The organism is Dehalococcoidales bacterium (assembly GCA_028716225.1).
In the GTDB taxonomy this organism is placed as follows: Bacteria; Chloroflexota; Dehalococcoidia; order Dehalococcoidales; family UBA5760; genus UBA5760.
The window spans coordinates 132,461-148,976 of the sequence record JAQUQE010000003.1 but is presented as its reverse complement, the minus strand read 5'-3'; the positions used below and the strand labels follow the sequence as shown (position 1 = coordinate 148,976).

General features: G+C 56.5%; 19 protein-coding genes. 12 read left to right on the top strand and 7 right to left on the bottom strand.

Features of this window, described 5'->3' with window-relative positions; genetic code table 11:
• The first annotated feature begins 211 nt into the window (after window positions 1-211).
• From PHI12_03335 to PHI12_03325, 3 genes are all read left to right on the top strand, one after another.
• Window positions 212-1,015, top strand: a complete 804-nt coding sequence (locus PHI12_03335) for a nitroreductase family protein (GenBank protein ID MDD5509833.1) — start codon at window positions 212-214, stop codon at window positions 1,013-1,015.
• A 20-nt stretch (window positions 1,016-1,035) separates the two neighbouring features.
• Window positions 1,036-1,290, top strand: coding sequence for a Smr/MutS family protein (locus PHI12_03330; GenBank protein ID MDD5509832.1), 255 nt, complete (start codon window positions 1,036-1,038; stop codon window positions 1,288-1,290).
• Between the two features lie 250 nt (window positions 1,291-1,540).
• On the top strand, window positions 1,541-1,921 hold the full coding sequence (locus PHI12_03325) for a hypothetical protein (protein ID MDD5509831.1): 381 nt from the start codon (window positions 1,541-1,543) through the stop codon (window positions 1,919-1,921).
• A 75-nt stretch (window positions 1,922-1,996) separates the two neighbouring features.
• Here PHI12_03325 and PHI12_03320 read toward each other — a convergent pair whose 3' ends face one another.
• From PHI12_03320 to PHI12_03310, 3 genes are all read right to left on the bottom strand, one after another.
• Window positions 1,997-2,626, bottom strand: a complete 630-nt coding sequence (locus PHI12_03320; protein MDD5509830.1) for a PKD domain-containing protein — start codon at window positions 2,624-2,626, stop codon at window positions 1,997-1,999.
• Between the two features lie 108 nt (window positions 2,627-2,734).
• Entirely contained in the window at window positions 2,735-3,457 is a 723-nt protein-coding gene (rph, locus tag PHI12_03315; GenBank protein MDD5509829.1) for a ribonuclease PH, read from the bottom strand.
• 105 nt (window positions 3,458-3,562) lie between these two features.
• Window positions 3,563-4,060, bottom strand: coding sequence for a CinA family protein (locus tag PHI12_03310; protein ID MDD5509828.1), 498 nt, complete (start codon window positions 4,058-4,060; stop codon window positions 3,563-3,565).
• A gap of 174 nt (window positions 4,061-4,234) precedes the next feature.
• On the opposite strand from PHI12_03310, the gene PHI12_03305 reads away from it, so the two are divergent.
• Entirely contained in the window at window positions 4,235-4,426 is a 192-nt protein-coding gene (locus tag PHI12_03305) for a hypothetical protein (GenBank protein ID MDD5509827.1), read from the top strand.
• Window positions 4,427-4,453: 27 nt separating this feature from the next.
• A complete protein-coding gene (locus tag PHI12_03300) occupies window positions 4,454-4,729 on the top strand; it encodes a DUF167 domain-containing protein (protein ID MDD5509826.1) in 276 nt (91 codons plus the stop codon).
• Here the strand turns inward: PHI12_03300 and PHI12_03295 are convergent.
• Together PHI12_03295 and PHI12_03290 are read right to left on the bottom strand one after the other, a co-directional pair.
• Entirely contained in the window at window positions 4,714-5,592 is an 879-nt protein-coding gene (locus PHI12_03295) for a DUF4349 domain-containing protein (protein MDD5509825.1), read from the bottom strand. The genes PHI12_03300 and PHI12_03295 overlap by 16 nt on opposite strands.
• Before the next feature lie 159 nt (window positions 5,593-5,751).
• The gene (locus PHI12_03290) at window positions 5,752-6,384 is read right to left on the bottom strand and encodes an MBL fold metallo-hydrolase (protein MDD5509824.1); all 633 of its coding nucleotides are present in this window, start codon (window positions 6,382-6,384) and stop codon (window positions 5,752-5,754) included.
• A 129-nt stretch (window positions 6,385-6,513) separates the two neighbouring features.
• On the opposite strand from PHI12_03290, the gene PHI12_03285 reads away from it, so the two are divergent.
• On the top strand, window positions 6,514-6,744 hold the full coding sequence (locus tag PHI12_03285; GenBank protein ID MDD5509823.1) for a hypothetical protein: 231 nt from the start codon (window positions 6,514-6,516) through the stop codon (window positions 6,742-6,744).
• Window positions 6,745-6,797: 53 nt separating this feature from the next.
• On the top strand, window positions 6,798-8,135 hold the full coding sequence (locus PHI12_03280; protein MDD5509822.1) for an InlB B-repeat-containing protein: 1,338 nt from the start codon (window positions 6,798-6,800) through the stop codon (window positions 8,133-8,135).
• Between the two features lie 10 nt (window positions 8,136-8,145).
• On the opposite strand, the gene PHI12_03275 is transcribed toward PHI12_03280, so the two are convergent.
• Window positions 8,146-8,826 (bottom strand): DNA alkylation repair protein, encoded by a 681-nt coding sequence (locus PHI12_03275; GenBank protein MDD5509821.1) that lies wholly within the window; start codon window positions 8,824-8,826, stop codon window positions 8,146-8,148.
• 111 nt (window positions 8,827-8,937) lie between these two features.
• Here PHI12_03275 and PHI12_03270 point away from each other — a divergent pair, with 111 nt between their 5' ends.
• A complete protein-coding gene (locus PHI12_03270) occupies window positions 8,938-11,094 on the top strand; it encodes a UvrD-helicase domain-containing protein (protein MDD5509820.1) in 2,157 nt (718 codons plus the stop codon).
• A gap of 9 nt (window positions 11,095-11,103) precedes the next feature.
• On the top strand, window positions 11,104-12,804 hold the full coding sequence (mutL, locus tag PHI12_03265; protein MDD5509819.1) for a DNA mismatch repair endonuclease MutL: 1,701 nt from the start codon (window positions 11,104-11,106) through the stop codon (window positions 12,802-12,804).
• Here the strand turns inward: mutL and lepB are convergent.
• Entirely contained in the window at window positions 12,778-13,317 is a 540-nt protein-coding gene (gene lepB, locus PHI12_03260) for a signal peptidase I (protein MDD5509818.1), read from the bottom strand. The genes mutL and lepB overlap by 27 nt on opposite strands.
• A gap of 132 nt (window positions 13,318-13,449) precedes the next feature.
• Between lepB and ribD the strand changes: the two genes are divergently transcribed.
• From ribD to PHI12_03245, 3 genes are read left to right on the top strand one after another with little or no spacing between them, the layout of a single operon-like run.
• Window positions 13,450-14,574, top strand: coding sequence for a bifunctional diaminohydroxyphosphoribosylaminopyrimidine deaminase/5-amino-6-(5-phosphoribosylamino)uracil reductase RibD (gene ribD, locus PHI12_03255; GenBank protein MDD5509817.1), 1,125 nt, complete (start codon window positions 13,450-13,452; stop codon window positions 14,572-14,574).
• Between the two features lie 33 nt (window positions 14,575-14,607).
• The gene (locus PHI12_03250; GenBank protein MDD5509816.1) at window positions 14,608-15,237 is read left to right on the top strand and encodes a riboflavin synthase; all 630 of its coding nucleotides are present in this window, start codon (window positions 14,608-14,610) and stop codon (window positions 15,235-15,237) included.
• A 42-nt stretch (window positions 15,238-15,279) separates the two neighbouring features.
• The gene (locus PHI12_03245) at window positions 15,280-16,491 is read left to right on the top strand and encodes a bifunctional 3,4-dihydroxy-2-butanone-4-phosphate synthase/GTP cyclohydrolase II (GenBank protein MDD5509815.1); all 1,212 of its coding nucleotides are present in this window, start codon (window positions 15,280-15,282) and stop codon (window positions 16,489-16,491) included.
• Window positions 16,492-16,516 lie beyond the last annotated feature (25 nt).

Sequence of the window (16,516 nt, the reverse complement as noted above, 5' to 3'; positions counted from 1 at the left end):
TGTTACTAGATGTGATTTTATGTGGTCCTACGTATTGGGGTAATTCTGTAACTACCTCTGACAATCCTGGAATTCATGAAGTTGGGCGTTTGACTCGGAATCCGAAGACCGACGCTCTGTTAATTGCACTAAACTGACTATCGTGCAACAGCTTCCCCCTTTTAACTACTTATTTGATATATGCAAGCTAATGCCTTAATCTTGAGACTATATGGATATCCCTTTTTCAAGATGGCATTCCGCTATAGAAAAGCGAAGGTCACGCCGGCGCTTTGATACAAACCGTCCCATCGAACGAGATAAGCTGTCGGCTCTTGATACCGCATGTAAACAGTTCACGCCATTTCCCGCTGCCAGAGCGTATCTTGTGACCGATCCGGTAAAAGGCGTTTTCAAAGGTATTGTGGGCAGCTATGGCAAGATTAAGGGCGCCCCTGCATTTATTGCCTTTATCGGGAATATGGACAACCCTTCCGTTCAAGAAGAAGCAGGCTATACCGGAGAGGGGATTATTCTGGAGGCAACTGCCCTCGGGTTGAATACCTGCTGGGTTGCCGGATTCTTCAGAAATGAGGTTGTGGCTTCACTAATCGAAATCAAGAGCAACGAACGGGTCCTGGCTGTGACCCCGGTGGGTTATTCACCCGGCGTTGAATCACTGGAAGAGAAACTGATGACTTTTTTCGGGCGCACTCACCGGCGCCTGCCGGTTTCCAGGCTGGTAAGTAAACCGGATCGAGATGACTTGCCTGAGTGGATAAAAGCATCCCTCGAGGCCGCCAGGCTTGCTCCTTCTGCGGTTAACCGCCAGCCCTGGGGTTTCGATATCGCCGAAGACAGCATAACCGTTTACATAAGAACCGGCGGCCGGGAATTTGCCGTTTCAAAGCGGCTCGATTGCGGCATTGCCATGTTACATCTTGAGGTGGCGGCGATGAGTTACGGGGTAAAAGGGCGATGGCAGTTCCTGGAGGCCCCACAGGTAGCCAGGTTCAGCTACGGGCAAAATGGATAACAATTTAAAGGCGGCAGACGTTGGCTAAGATAGTGTTAGACCTGCATGATATTTATAATAAGGGCTATCAGATCGATGCGGAACTCAACCGTGTCATAGAGGAAGCCATCGAAAAGAAGATTGCCCTGGTTGAGATTATCCCCGGCAAGGGGTCAGGGCAACTGAAAAAACGCACCCTACGATTCCTGGCCAGACCGGAAATCAAGGGGCTCTATCACCGGGTTGAAAAAGACGACAAGAATTTCGGAAGGATTTTTGTGCACTTCAGACACTAGGCGGTAAACAATACACACTGGCTTGAGGTGTGGTTCCCTACCGGAATATCTTAATTGAACATTCCCCGGGTTTGGTTAGCCCTACCCATCAGCAACAAAAAACCACGGAATGCATACATTCAAAACGCCATATTAGAGCACAGCGCCTCAGACACCCGGCCGTCAATTACCCGCCGGGTATTGACAATAGAACCGGCTGCGGATATGCTAATTCATCAGGAAAGCAAACAAAAATCAGGAGGCTACGGCCATGGAAAGAACCTGGAAACCGACCACGGCAGGTGTGCTGACCATTATTGCCGGCGGTCTCGGCATCTGCGCCGGTTCGCTGATAGTGCTTCTTGCCATCCCTCTGGGGCTGGGCGGTGCCTTGGCGGAGGCTTTCTCAGGGCTGGACATAGTAGGCGGGCTCCTCTACGGCTTCAGCGGATTAATCGGAATGATGGGGGCCGGTATGATCGGCCTGGGGGCGGTTGCCGTCGCCGGGGGCATCTATGCGCTCAAGAGAAGGCTGTGGAACTTTGCCCTCGCCGGTGCCATTCTGGCCGCCATCTGCAGCATTCCGCTGGGCGTTCTGGCCATCATATTCGTGTCCATCGGCAAGAAGGAGTTCGATCAAGCCGCAAAATAGGGGGATGCGACCGGGGCTTAAGAACCGCTCGATATCCTCAACGTCTGCCGGCCCCACGGGCCGGCGGCTCTACCCTCAGCCACCCTTGACTTCGATCTCCAGCGACTCTTCCACCTCGCCACCTATACCGTCACTGACATAAACGGTGATGGTATAGGTACCCAGCTCCTCGGGCGCAACCCAAGACACAAACGGGCCTTCTCCCGTTATCTCACCGCCGGTTGCCGACCACCGGTAGGTCAGATCATCACCGTCCGGGTCGTAGGCAAGGCAGTCTATTGCCACCGGGGTGCTTTTCTTACAACCGGTGTCGGCAGCCTCAAAGCTGACAATGACGGGATCTCTACCGGGCGCGACACCCAGAGTAATCGTCATGGCCGACTGGCCACCCCTGCCGTCCGTCACGACAACGGTAACAGTATAAGCGCCGGGGATAAGCGGGGCGGTCCAGGTAATCTCGGAACCCTCACCGGGGATATCCCCATCGGAGACGAACCATTGATACTGCAGCTCATCACCATCCGGGTCGGAGGCAACCGCAGCTATCGTCGAGCTATGTCCCAGAGAAAGCATGTTGGAATCAGCATAAAGGCCGCTTACTACCGGGTCATTGTTCTCGGCAGCACAGCCGTAGCAACAGGCTATGCCGAAGACAGACAGGGCTGCAATAATCCATACCATTTTAGCGCGCTTTGCTTTCATCATAGGTCAATACTTTCCTTATGTAGACAATAATGATAATAATACTATCACACTATACTACACCGCAACAAACCGGTTCAAGCCGGGTCAACAAGGGGGGCAGACGGCCCGCTAGACCAGCTTAAGCGCCTCCTCCTGGACCTGAAGCAACTGCCGGATGCCCTTTTCCGCCAGAGTGATCAGGGAGTCGACAGCCTCCCTGGGAAAGGGCTTGCCTTCCGCCGTCCCCTGAATCTCAACAAACTCACCCTTACCCGTCATGACCACATTAAAGTCCACCGCCGCACTGGAGTCTTCGTCGTAGCACAGGTCGAGCATCATATTGCTGTGAATGATGCCGACGCTGGTAGCGGCTATCGCGGTCCGAAAGGGGATGGATGATATTATCCCCATATCGGCCAGTCTCCGCGCCGCCTGATGCATGGCCACATAGGCACCGGTAATGGCAGCCGTTCTGGTGCCGCCGTCAGCCTGAAGCACGTCACAGTCCACGATCAGAGTCCGCTCCCCCAGCGCACTGAGGTCGGTCACGGCCCGCAGCGAACGCCCGATCAGGCGCTGTATCTCCTGGTTTCTGCCCGTTACTCCGCCCAGCGAAGAGTCCCGCCGGGTACGGGTAGAGGTGGCGCGGGGCAGCATGGCATATTCCGCAGTAACCCAGCCGCTGCCACCACCCCTCAGGAAAGGCGGCACCTTATCATCGACACTCACCGCACACAGCACCCGGGTCTTGCCCAGCTCTATCAGCGCCGAGCCATCGGCAAACTCCTGATATCCGGGCAGTATCTTGATCGGCCGCATTTCGTCACAGGCTCGCCCGTCAGCTCTTTTCAATCTAAACCTTCCTTCCTAATTCCGAGATATTTTAGAGTATAACACCCCCCGGCCTACCCCACAATTCGCCTCGTCAAAACCACTCTGAATTGAACCGGCTCTGCACTACAGGCCCTTCCGGTCCAGCAGGTACTCCTTCAGCCACTGCAGGGCCGCCCGGGCAGCCTCCAGCTTGTTCTGCTCCCGGTCGCCGGAGAAGTTGTGTTTCCGGCTGTACACCCCCGACTCATCCGCCAGCCCGATGTAGAACAGCCCCACCGGCTTCCCCGGTACAGCACCGCCGGGACCGGCGATGCCGGTATCAGCCAGACAGATATCAACGGAGAGTACCTCCCGGCCACCCTGTGCCATCTCCCGGGCCACCTGCTCGCTGACGACACCGTATCCGGCGATGGTATTCCCCTTCACCCCGACCAGCCCGGTCTTGACCTCATTGCTATAAGAGATAATCGACCCCTTATAGTAGTCCGAGCATCCGGGGACGCCGGTTATCAGGTGCGAGAGCAGCCCGCCGCTGGCCGACTCCACCACCCCCAGGGTCAGCCCTCCGCGGCGAAGGAGGTCACCCGCTTCTTTCGCCAGTCCGGCTAAAATCCGATCCAAATCAGCCCCTCCCCCAAATGTAGTAGTTTAAACTATGGACTATTTGCCGATTTCGTGTTATTATCCAGATTTAGTATCCAGTATATAGCACCAGCGGACTAAGATAAAGCCAAATAATTGTGCCGAGGAGCTCTCCCGAGCACTTACGCGGCAAACAAGAAGGAGGATGCCTTAATGGGAACAGCGGCTGTTGTTTTCGGTAGTCTGGCTGCGGTATGCGCCACCATAGGTGGTCTCACCGCCGGGGGAATCATCCCCCTGCTACTTCCCGAGTTCACCTGGATGTTCTGGCTTATCATGAGTGGAGTCCTTTTCCTGGCTTCCATCGCCTTCAGCACGGCGAGAAGGGGCGGGGGGGAGGAATAGCAGTCTACCGCCTCCACTCTGTTAATATTGGAAAACGAAGCTAAAATCTCACTGCGGGTCTACCCCGGCGCCCCGAGAAACGAGGTTCTCGGCTTTGTCGAAGGGGTGCTGCGGGTAAGGATAGCTGCGCCACCGGTCAAAGGCAAGGCCAACCGGGAGTTGCTCGCTTTTCTCAGCCGGCTGCTGGGCATCAGCGAAAGAGACCTCGCCATCACCCGGGGGCAGACCAACCGTAACAAGACGGTAGCGGTCTCCGGTCTGAGCCATCAGCAAGTACTCGAGCGTCTTCAGGACGCCTGCTGATTCCTCTTCCTGCGGCGGCGCCAGTAGGTAATCCCGAGTATGGTGCCCCAAATCGGGCTCAAGATGCCAATCCAGATAAAGGCCGTTCCCAACCCCTGCCCGAAGGTGGTCAGGCCGCGGATGGCGGAGTTGAGCGACTCGCTGGCACTCCAGCCGGGGGAAACCAGCGGACCCAGACTGACCGCCGGGGTCAGGTCTATCGAAATCAGGCTCATTGCCGAAGTCTGCTCCAGATACTGTATCCGTCCCTTAATCTGCTCTATCTCATAACGTATCCGCGACAGGGCATCGTAGATACTGAGGATATCATCCACTTCCTCGGCCTGCTGCAGGAGGGCCAGATACTGGGCCTCGGTCGCCTCGGCGTTCTTCAAACGAGACTGAAGGTCGACATATTCCTCGGTGATATCCTTGGTGCTGGTGCTTTCCGAGCTTACCCTTACCGCCAGCGCTCTGAGCTCGGCCAGCGCCTGGTCGAACTTGTCGCTGTCGACACGAATAGAAATCCACCCCCGCATCTCCTCTGCCTCACCGTAGATGTTGGAGTCCACCACCCAGCCGCCAAGCGCCGCCGCCAGTTGCTCTATCTCATCACGGGCCTCGGTCACATCCTCCACCACCAGCGAGATGCTTCCGTTGCGGACTATCATCCGTTCGGACGGTATCGTGACGTCATCTCCCGGGTAATACTCTTCACTACTTTCCCATGATTTGTCTACGTCCGGCTCCATCGGTGCCGGAGCCGGCATCGGCTCCGTAGACGGGATTCCTCCATCATAACCACCACCGGCACAACCGTTAAGGCCGGTAAGGAGCAGGGTAAACGGTAATATCACCATCATAACCAGGACCGAATTTTTCACAGCATAACCCCCCTTCCCTTGCGGGAACAGAAATGAACGATTGGCCTCTACTATATCACAACGCCGCTATTTTGCAATACCCTTCGTCGCAAATAACAATACTATAACGCCGGCGATGGGAAAAGGTTACGGCCAGGGTATTGAAGGGAAGGGTCTACCTCAATAATCGAGCAGGCAGACCTGTGTAAGGGCAGGCATATTCGACCTGGTAACAGACAGCTTGGGCACGGAGGTAACCTCCTCCACTCCCATCTCCTTGAGGAACCGCGCCACCGGCTCAAGCTCCCGGTTGAGCGCTTCGGTCTGGTAGTGCATGGGAATCACTACCTTCGGGGTAAGCTGACGGACCAACCCGGCAGCCACCGAGCCATCAATAGTGGACACCCCACCCACCGGAACCAGCAGCACATCGACATCACCCATCTCCTCCGCCTGTTCATCGCTGAGTGCATGCCCCAGGTCGCCAAGGTGACACACCGACATATCATCTACATGCATTAGGTAGATAGTGTTCTTCCCCCTGATACCGCCCTTCTCCTCATCATGATAGGAGGGAATCCCCACAATCAGAACACCGCCTATCTCATACTCGCCCGGTCCGGTAACCTGCTTGGGCTCGCCGCCAATGCCCTGAACAAAGCAATGCCCCGGGTGCCGGTGACTGACCGTGACAACACGGGCACTTTGTTTACCCAGCGTGTAGCCCAGATCCGGCGAATAGGGATCGGTAATAACCGTGGTCTGTTTACCCTTAATCATGAAACAGGAATGTCCCAGCCAGTTAATATCCATACTACGGCAATTACCCCCTCTTTTCAGCCTTCTTATCGCCTGCCCGGCTATCCAATTGTAGCAACAAGACTGCCGCCGGTGCAACCTTGATGCATACGCTCTTGCCGTTTCTGTGATAGAATAGTAATTATGAAAAAAGCTCCGGGTGAACAGATGGACGAGCTGTTTGTCGGCATCAGGCTTAAGCTGGTGAAGCTGAGGCAGAGCGACCCGGAGGTGGTCGAAGAGCTCAAGTCGCTGTTGTCACAGGTAGAAGATTCCGTGGAATCACTGATCATCGACTCGCTGAAGCTGAAGAGCCTGGAGCAGGCAGCGAAAACGAAAAAAGCACCGCGGGAAAAGGGGAAGCAGTCTAAGTAAAATATATCCATCACCGTCATCTCAAGAACAATCGACCGGAGGCGAATGCCGACATGCTCGATTTCTTCAAGAAGATATTCAGAAAGAGAAACCCCCCCGCTAAATCAGCGCAGGCCAGCCAATCAACGCAAACCGGCAAGTCAGAACAGGGCAGCAGGTTAACACGGGTCAAGCACGTTACCAGGACGGAGAGGTGGACAGGATGGTGGAAGCGAGTCACCGAGGTCGTCAAAGAAAGAGCAAGACCGGGAATCCCCCGGATAGTGTGGGGGGACCGGTTTTCACCGAGGCAGAGAATCGGCATCATCGCGGCCGTGGCCGGAACCGTGCTGGGGGTATGGCTCGGTATTCATTACTATCAACCGCCCCCGCCGATGCACGGCCTCAGCATCGCAACAAACCCCGCTGACGGCGGCAGTGTCAGCGCCAGCGTCGGCGGCGTCATCAGCCCGCTTCAAGGCAACTACCGTGACGGCAGCCCGGTAACACTGACAGCCACACCATCAGAAGGCTATCAGTTCGGTTCATGGTCCGGAGATGCCTCCGGGACCAGCCCGACAGTCACCATTACCGTGGACGGCGATAAGGATATCACCGCCAATTTCGATACCATCAGGTACACCTTATCGACCTCGGTCAACCCGCCCGAGGGCGGCACGATAAGTACCGAAAGCGGCAGCTATCAGCCGGGCAGTACGATAGACCTGGTCGCGACAGCCTCCCCGGGCTATGAATTCCGCGGGTGGTCCGGCGACGTCTACGGGACCAGCCCCGGGGTTACCGTTACCATGGACTCGGACAGGAGCGTAATCGCCAACTTCAGCATCGTCCGCTACACGCTGGAAGTGTCGGCCAGTCCGACTGAAGGCGGCACGGTAAGCACCGGCGGCGGCGTCTACCCGCCCGGCAGTCCGGTAGACCTAGTCGCAACACCATCCCCGGGCTATGAATTCCTCGGATGGTCGGGCGACGTCTCTGGGACCAATCCCGAGGTTAACCTCACCATGGACTCGGACAAGAGCGTAACCGCCAACTTCGATACGATAGCACAGAGGATAGAATATACCATGCCCGCCGGAGCAATCTCGGGCTCCGTCATCTCGTTCTCCAATGTACTGAACCGGGGCGATATCGTGTCAGGCTTTGTCGAGCTTACCGGAGAGTACAAGACCAGGGACCGTACCTTCCGGTGGAACTTCGAGATCCTGAACCCGGAAGGCAGGTCGGTGGATACATTCCGGGGACACTGGGTAAGTAAAACCCGCCATGACTTTAGCTTCGACGTGCTATACAACGGCGACTACAAGATCAAGGTGGACCACAACAGCCTCTACGACCTCTACCTGGTCATTGAAATCGTGCCCAAAGGCTGGGAGAGCAGCAAGCCGTAATCGAGGGGAATCAGCTTTTCAGTCTTTTCCGGACCGCTTCGCTCTCGAGCTCCCTGATGGTATCGGCGGCAATCCAGCGGGCCGCCCTGGAGTCGATCTGCTGAATCTCCCCGGCCGTCTTGACGGCAGCCCGGTTCAGGTTCGAGTTCCTTTTCCCTATGTTCCTCAGCGCCCAGTTAACCGCCTTCTTAACGAAGTTGCGCTCGTCCGTAGCTCCCCGAACTATCACCGGAAGCAACTCGATGAACCTCTCATCCGCCGCCTTCTTATCATGCCAGGCCAGACAGGCTATCAATGCGAAGGCAGCCCTCTTGACGAACTCCTCTTCCCGCTCAGACCAATCGATAATCTTTTTCCAGGCGAGGGGAACCTTCTCGAAAAGATTCATACACACCTGGTCACAGACGTCCCAGGAGTCGATGCCGATCACCCATTCCTCCATCTGTGCCTCGGTCAGCTTGCCGGGGTCGTCGATCATCCCTGCTACCAGCCTTGCCTCGGCGATGCCGGTTCCCCATAGCTCCAGGGCAAGCTCGTGATCCCGCCCCAGATCTTTGGCCAAACCCCTCAGTTCGGGAACGGATACCCCTAATCTCCGCTCCACCGCCATGCCGTACCTGGCCATGCCATCCAGTTGATCGGGCCTGGCCATGCTCTTGATTCTATCCAGTGCCTCTTCCAGAGATGCCATAACTTACTCCTTTGCGCTTACTCAAGGGTTCATTATATAACATAGCAACACCGATATCACCAGGACCCCCGCATTGGGAACTCCCCACCGATAATGCTATAATTAGCCAGGATGGATATTCTTGCCGAGCTAAACCCCGTACAGAAAAAAGCAGTCGAAGCAATCAGCGGCCCGGTCCTTATTCTGGCCGGTCCCGGCAGCGGAAAGACCCGGGTTATCACCCACCGCATCGCCTATCTCATCAAGGTCTGCCGGGTGAGCCCCCGCCATATTATGGCGGTCACCTTTACCAATAAGGCCGCCCGGGAGATGGAAGCCAGGCTCTACCAGCTCGCCCGCAGTGAGGTCAATGACCTCACTATAGGCACTTTCCACGCCATTTGCGTCCGTATCCTGCGCCGGGACGGCCGGTCAACGGGTGTCGACCCCAGATTTGTCATCTACGACGACGACGACCAGATCAGCCTGATCAAGCGGTCTATCGGTGAGGTGGGCTTCGACACCAAACAGTATGCTCCCCGGGCGATAGCCTCGGCCATCGGGGCGGCCAAGAGCCAGATGCTTAACCCGGCCGATTACCTGAGAAAGGGCGGCAGCTATTTCGACGAGGTGGTGGGGCGGGTCTACGAGCGTTATCAGCAGGCACTTGGAGAAAGCAATGCCCTTGATTTCGACGACCTACTGATGAAAACGGTACTGCTGTTCCGGAACGACCCCGAGGTCCTGTCCCGATACCAGGAGAGATACCGGCATATCCAGGTCGACGAGTTTCAGGATACCAATCCGGTCCAGTACGAACTGATAAAGCAGATAGGGGACAAGTACCGCAACATATGCGTTGTCGGCGACCCCGACCAGTCAATTTACTCCTGGCGGTATGCCGACCTGCGCAATATTCTGAACTTCGAGAAGGACTATCCCGAGGCCGAAGTGATCCTGCTGGAGCAGAACTACCGCTCGACCAAGAATATCCTGGAAACAGCCTCACAGCTAATCTCAGCCAACCAGCAGCGTAAACCCAACAAACTGTGGACGGACAACGAGGCAGGCGAGCTGACCACGGTAGTTGAGACGTATACCGAACAGGAAGAAGCGCAGTTTGTCGTCAACGAGATAGAGTGCCTGGTCAGGCAGGGGAAGGCCAGGCTGGGAGACTGCGCCGTAATGTACCGGACCAATGCCCAGTCCAGGGTTCTCGAAGAAGCCTTTGTTCGCTTCGGCACGCCCTATAAGCTGGTCGCCGGTACCCGCTTCTACGAGAGGCGCGAGGTCAAGGATATTATTGCCTACCTCAGGCTCATCCAGAACACCGATGACAGTATCAGCCTGCTCCGCGTAATCAATGTGCCCGGGCGCGGCATCGGCCAGCAGACGCTGGCCGGGTTATCCAGCCTGGCGCAGTCTATGGGGATATCTCAATATGAGGCGCTGCGAAATATTGCCGGGGCCAAGGATGACACGCCGCCGTTTACCCCTCATATCACCCGGGCGCTGGCCGGTTTTTTCAACACGATAGAGGAGATTATCGCCCGCAGCCGTGAGCTTAGCCTGATCGATCTGTTCGATTTGATCATAGAGCGCTCCGGCTACCATGAGTATCTGCTGACCCAGCCGGACGGAGAGGAACGCTGGGAAAACATCCTGGAACTACGCACGGTAGCCCAGCAGTATAGCGATCTTGAGGCCGGGGAAGGCCTGACCTCCTTTCTGGAAGAGGTGGCCCTGGTCTCCGACATCGACGGTCTCGACGAGAGTCTGTCTGCGGTGACCCTGATTACCCTGCACCAGGCTAAGGGGCTGGAATTCCCCGTGGTGTTTATCGTCGGGATGGAAGACGGCATCCTGCCCCACTTCAAATCGCTCGACGACCCGGCTCAACTGGAGGAAGAACGACGGCTGTGCTATGTCGGCATCACCAGGGCCGGATACAGGGTATACCTGGTCCGTGCCTTCCGCCGCAAACTGATGGGGAAAAGCGCGGTTAATAGTCCCTCGCGCTTCCTGAACGACATACCGCGGCACCTGATCTCCGGAGACGGGCTGTGGATGGGAACGGAGAGCCGGAATGCCCCTTCAGCACATTCCGGGAACAGCCTGCCCGCCGGGGAACTGAAGGCCGGCGACCATATCCGTCACCACGTCTTCGGCAACGGAGTGGTGGTAAGCTTGCGGTCGGTAGATGGTGACAGCGAGGTGACGATCGCTTTCAACGGAGCCGGGGTAAAGAAGCTTCTGCTCAGCTTTGCCAGGCTGGACAAGGTGGAATAAGAATCCGAGATGTCAATCAGGGTTTTAGCTCCCCAGATAGTATCCCGAATTGCCGCCGGCGAGGTGGTGGAGAGGCCGGCCTCGGTGGTCAAAGAACTGGTGGAAAACTCCCTGGACGCCGGCGCCACCCGAATCTCGGTCGAGGTTGAGGGGAGCGGGATAAGCCGGATCAGGGTGACCGACAACGGGTCGGGAATACCGCCCGAGGAGATAGAGCTTGCCTTCGGCAGGCATGCCACCAGCAAGATAGGCAGCCTGGAAGACCTGGATGCCATCTCGAGCCTTGGCTTTCGCGGCGAAGCGCTGCCCAGCATCGCCGCCGCGGCTGAGGTAGAGCTTGGCAGCTGTGCCGGAGAGGAGCCGGCGGGTGCTTATATCCGTTTGCAGGACGGGAAAGTCGTCGAATACGGCAGCCGGGGGCATTCCCCAGGAACCACGGTTACCGTGGAGAACCTATTCCGACGGATACCGGTAAGACTGAAATTCCTCAGGTCGGCGGCTACGGAAAACAGTCATATCGCCAATATCGTCAGCCGGTATGCCCTTGCCTATCCCGAGGTCGGTTTTACCCTGTCGCTTGACGGCCGGATTACCCTGAGAACACCGGGCAGCGGCCGTTTGATAGACAGCATAGCTCAGGTCTATGGAGTTGAGATAGCCCGAAGCATGCTCGAGATTAAGAGCCGGCAGGGCGAATCAGGTAATACCCTGCCTCTGGTAACGGGGATGACAGGTTCGCCAAAAGTAAGCCGGTCCAGCCGTGACTACCTGAGCCTCTTTGTCAATCGCCGCTGGATAAGCCACCGCACACTGGCCTGGGCGGTAGAACAGGCCTACCACGGCCTCCTGATGGTAGGGAAACACCCGGTAGCCATCATTAACATCTCGCTACCCCCAGGGGAGATGGACGTCAATGTTCACCCGGCCAAGACCGAGGTAAAGTTCCGCAATGAACAGGCCGTCTTCAGTACCCTGCAGAGAACGGTAAGGCAGACCCTGATCGATCTGACCCCGGTACCCAAGGTCGAGGAGGTCAGGACACCCTACCGGGCATCCCCGGCACCGGCACAGATGCTGTGGACGGAAGCTGCTGATGGTACCGGACCGGCGAAAGCACCGCCGGAAGCTGCCGGAACGCCGGCTTCTTCACTACCGGCACTGCGGGTAATAGGGCAGTTATCCAGAAGCTACATTATCGCCGAGGGTCCCGACGGTCTTTATATTATCGACCAGCATGCCGCTCATGAGCGTATCCTTTTCGAGCAGATCAACGACCAGAGGTCGCAACACAGGGTAGAGACCCAGACCCTGCTTGAACCGGTCCCGTTCGATGTTACCCCCGGGCAGGGGGAAGTACTGAAGACCCGCTGCGAAAATCTCGCCCGATTCGGCTTCTCTGTCGAGCCGTTCGGGGAGGGGACATTTCTCGTCAGGACAGTACCGGCCGGGCTGGCCGGACGTGACTGGGCATCAGCAATAAGGGAACTACTGGATAAAGAGCGCGGTCAGGCGGATTGGGAAGAGCGGATAGCAATATCCATCGCCTGCCACAGTGCGGTGAGGGCCGGGCAGGTCTTAGGCGATGATGAGATGCGTGAAATAGTGCGTCAACTGGAGCAGGCTGCCGTTCCCAATAGCTGCCCTCACGGGAGACCGACCATGATTCATCTCAGCCTGGGTCAACTAGGGAAGGAGTTCGGCCGCAGATAGCTGCTCCGCCAGGTTGTAGTCGGGAATCAGTGACGGAGGCCAGACCGATATCCATACCTTACCGATGATGGCCTCGCGTTGCACGGTCCAGCCGGTATGGGAGTCGTTGCTGTTGTTGCGGTTGTCCCCGAGGACAAAGTACTCATTCTCAGGAACTGTCTTCCGGGACATGGTGTAACGAGGGTACTCCATGATATAGGGTTCACTTATCGCCACATCATTGACGTACACCGCCCCTCCCTCTATCTCTACCGTGTCGCCGGGGCCGGCGATGACACGTTTGATATAGTCGACGCGCTGGTTGTTCGGCGGCTGGAAGACGATGGCGTCACCCATTTCAGGCTCACCGATACGGTAGAAAACCTTGTTGACCAGCAGCCGCTGGCCGTCCTCATAGCTGGGCATCATGCTCGAACCGACGACCACAAAGCTCTGGACGGTGGCCTGCAAAAGGAAAAATATTCCTACTGCGATCAGAACAACCACCAGGATCTGGCGGGCATAGGCTTTCATCTGCTTAGCTGGTTCCCCCTTGATTCAGCCCTCATTATAACCCATCTCATTGCTACTATCCAGTATGAACAAAAGCGGCTGCTTCGGGGTGGTTTGCACTTCTTGGAAACGCGGTGCTAGAATGAAGCTGCTATGGACTATATGGCGCAGGCGCTCTCCCTGGCTAGATTGGCTCTGGGACAGGTTAGTCCCAACCCTGCGGTCGGCGCAATAATAGTCAATAATGACGAAGTTATCGGACAGGGTTATACGCAGCCGCCGGGTTCCGACCATGCTGAGATAGCCGCCCTGAAGCAGGCCGGCGAACGGGCCCGCGGCGGTGTGATGTACGTTACCCTGGAGCCATGCTGTCACCACGGTCGTACTCCGCCCTGTACCCGGGCGATCATTGCCTCCGGTATTCGTGAGGTACATCTGGCTACACTGGATGTCAACCGCCTGGTGTCGGGACGGGGCAAAAAGGAGCTGGAAGAGGCGGGTATCAAGGTATATTCCGGCGAACACGAAGCCGAGGCCAGACGGATTAACGAAGCATTTACTAAATTTATCACCGAAGGCATACCGTTCGTCACAGCGAAGTTTGCCATGAGCCTGGACGGGAAGATTGCTACTCGGAGCGGGGACTCCAGATGGATTACCGGAGAGGCGGCCCGGAAACAGGCCCATTACCTGCGCTATACCAACGATGCCGTTATGGTCGGGGTCAATACCGTGCTGGCTGATGACCCTCAGCTTACCGTGCGGTGCAGCAGCAAGGGGGGAACGGCTAAGAAGCAGCCGATGCGGGTAATCGTGGATAGCAACGGGCGTACGCCGCTAAGTGCCCGCGTATTTACCGAGCCCGGCCAAACAGTGCTTGCCCTGTGCCGATCCCTCAAAAAGAGGGAGCAGGCAGCGTTTACCCGGGCGGGTGCCGAGCTACTGGAAGTACCCCGGCTAAACGGTCAGGTAGACCTGCGGGAACTGCTGAAAGCACTGGGGAAGCGGGAAATTACCAGCGTCCTGGTGGAAGGGGGCGGGTGTCTGCTCGGTTCCTTCTTCGACGGCGGGCTCGTCGATAAGGTTATCGCCTTCATCGCTCCTCTCATTATCGGCGGCGGAGAAGCCCGAACAGCGGTTGCCGGCAAGGGAGCCGATAAGTTAATAGAAGCTCTCAGATTGGATGAAATCAGTGTGGAACAGATTGGTGAAGACTTAATGGTATGCGGGTATGTGTCCGCAAAAAACAGTGGCAAAAGTAGCCGGGCAGACTCTTAAGCGGATGGCGTTACCCGGAGCAAGGGGGTAGGAGTGTTTACCGGAATTACGGAAGAAATAGGCAGGGTTTTGTCGGCGGAGCCGAATGGTCTTGCCATCTCCGCCAGCAAGGTTCTAAAGGAAATAGAAATAGGCGGGAGCATCGCCGTGAACGGGGTATGCCTGACCGTAACCGGTTTTACCGCCGATTCCTTTTCTGTTGACACGATGCCGGAGACAATAGAGCGGACTAATCTCGGACAGCTCGGCGTCGGGAGTAAGCTTAATCTGGAGCGGCCGCTAACCCTGGGGAAGCCGCTGGGTGGACACCTGGTACAGGGGCATATCGATAACACGGCAAGAGTGGCCTCGGTGATGCGGGACGGGGAGGCCACAATAATGGGATTTGAAACCCGGCCCGAAATTATGCATTATATAGTGAACAAGGGCTTCATTGCCGTCGACGGAGTCAGTCTGACGGTAATGGATAGAGATGCCGGCTCTTTTACGGTATCTCTAGTTGGTTATACCCGTGAAAATACCACCCTGGGTAGTAAACGGGTGGGCGACCCGGTCAATCTGGAGGTAGATATCATTGCGAAATACGTGGAGCGGTTAAGCCAGACATACCGCCCGGGTATAACAGCGGAGTTTCTCAAGGAGCACGGCTTCTCTTCAGGTTGATTAGGGCTGCTTTGAATAAGGGTAATACCAAGAGGGGAAAAGATGGGACTAGCGACTATTTCTGAAGCTATTGAAGATATCCAGGCAGGCAGGTTTATTATTATCGTCGATGACGAAGACAGAGAGAACGAGGGCGACCTGGCGATAGCTGCCGAAAAGGTCAGCGTCGAAGCGATAAACTTTATGAGCAAGCATGCCCGGGGACTGATCTGTCTGCCGATGACGGGCGAGCGGCTGGATGAACTGAAGCTCCCCCTGATGGTCAGTGATAATACCTCAAAGTTCTCTACCGCCTTTACCGTATCCGTGGAGGCAAAACACAGAGTAAGCACCGGCATTTCGGCAGCGGACAGAGCGGAAACGGTGAAGGCAATGATCGACCCGTCTACTACCGCTAATGACCTGTCCCGGCCGGGACATATGTTTCCTCTGCGGGCCAGAGACGGTGGCGTACTGGTGCGGGTGGGACATACTGAGGCTATCGTCGACCTGGCCAGACTGGCCGGTCTCTATCCAGCCGGAGTCATCTGTGAAATCCTGAACGAAGACGGATCCATGGCACGGCTGCCGCAGCTTGAGGCAATCGCAGAGAAGTTCGGCATTAAGATTGTCAGCATTGCCGACCTCATTAACTATCGCCGCCGTCATGAGAAATTAGTACACCGGGTCGCTGAGGCAAGCTTGCCGACCAAGTACGGCAGGTTTACCGCCATCGCCTACAAGAGTGATATCGACCCTGCCGAGCATGTGGCTCTGGTGATGGGTGATCTATCCTCCGAAGAGCCGGTACTGGTAAGAGCCCACAGCGAATGCCTGACCGGTGATGTACTCGGCAGCCTCCGCTGTGATTGCGGCGAGCAGGTCGAGCTGGCAATGCGGGCCATTGCCGAAGAGGGGAGGGGTGTTTTCCTCTATATGCGGCAGGAGGGACGGGGAATCGGCTTCCACAATAAGCTGCGCGCCTACGCCCTGCAGGATGAAGGGCTGGATACGGTAGAGGCCAATCTATCTCTGGGCTTTGCCCCGGACCTGCGGGATTACGGCATCGGCGCTCAGATACTGGCGGACTTAGGTCTGCACCGAATCCGACTGCTGACCAATAATCCCAAGAAGGTGATCGGCCTGGAAGGTTACGGCCTCCAGGTTGTTGAGACAGTGCCCATTATTACCCTACCTAATCCGCATAACCGACAGTATCTGGAAACGAAACAGAAAAAAATGGGCCATAAGCTCGGTATAGAGTGTGTCCAATAGCCAGGCGGGGTAGCAGGTCCGCCTT

Excerpts from the sequence above, each read along its gene's own strand:
- PHI12_03280 (MDD5509822.1), top strand. The coding sequence starts at position 6,798 with ATGCTCGATTTCTTCAAGAAGATATTCAGAAAGAGAAACCCCCCCGCT.
- mutL (MDD5509819.1), top strand. The coding sequence starts at position 11,104 with ATGTCAATCAGGGTTTTAGCTCCCCAGATAGTATCCCGAATTGCCGCC.
- PHI12_03270 (MDD5509820.1), top strand. The coding sequence starts at position 8,938 with ATGGATATTCTTGCCGAGCTAAACCCCGTACAGAAAAAAGCAGTCGAA.
- PHI12_03290 (MDD5509824.1), bottom strand. The coding sequence starts at position 6,384 with ATGGATATTAACTGGCTGGGACATTCCTGTTTCATGATTAAGGGTAAA.
- lepB (MDD5509818.1), bottom strand. The coding sequence starts at position 13,317 with ATGAAAGCCTATGCCCGCCAGATCCTGGTGGTTGTTCTGATCGCAGTA.
- PHI12_03275 (MDD5509821.1), bottom strand. The coding sequence starts at position 8,826 with ATGGCATCTCTGGAAGAGGCACTGGATAGAATCAAGAGCATGGCCAGG.
- PHI12_03325 (MDD5509831.1), top strand. The coding sequence starts at position 1,541 with ATGGAAAGAACCTGGAAACCGACCACGGCAGGTGTGCTGACCATTATT.
- PHI12_03320 (MDD5509830.1), bottom strand. The coding sequence starts at position 2,626 with ATGATGAAAGCAAAGCGCGCTAAAATGGTATGGATTATTGCAGCCCTG.
- ribD (MDD5509817.1), top strand. The coding sequence starts at position 13,450 with ATGGACTATATGGCGCAGGCGCTCTCCCTGGCTAGATTGGCTCTGGGA.
- PHI12_03335 (MDD5509833.1), top strand. The coding sequence starts at position 212 with ATGGATATCCCTTTTTCAAGATGGCATTCCGCTATAGAAAAGCGAAGG.
- PHI12_03245 (MDD5509815.1), top strand. The coding sequence starts at position 15,280 with ATGGGACTAGCGACTATTTCTGAAGCTATTGAAGATATCCAGGCAGGC.
- PHI12_03305 (MDD5509827.1), top strand. The coding sequence starts at position 4,235 with ATGGGAACAGCGGCTGTTGTTTTCGGTAGTCTGGCTGCGGTATGCGCC.
- PHI12_03285 (MDD5509823.1), top strand. The coding sequence starts at position 6,514 with ATGAAAAAAGCTCCGGGTGAACAGATGGACGAGCTGTTTGTCGGCATC.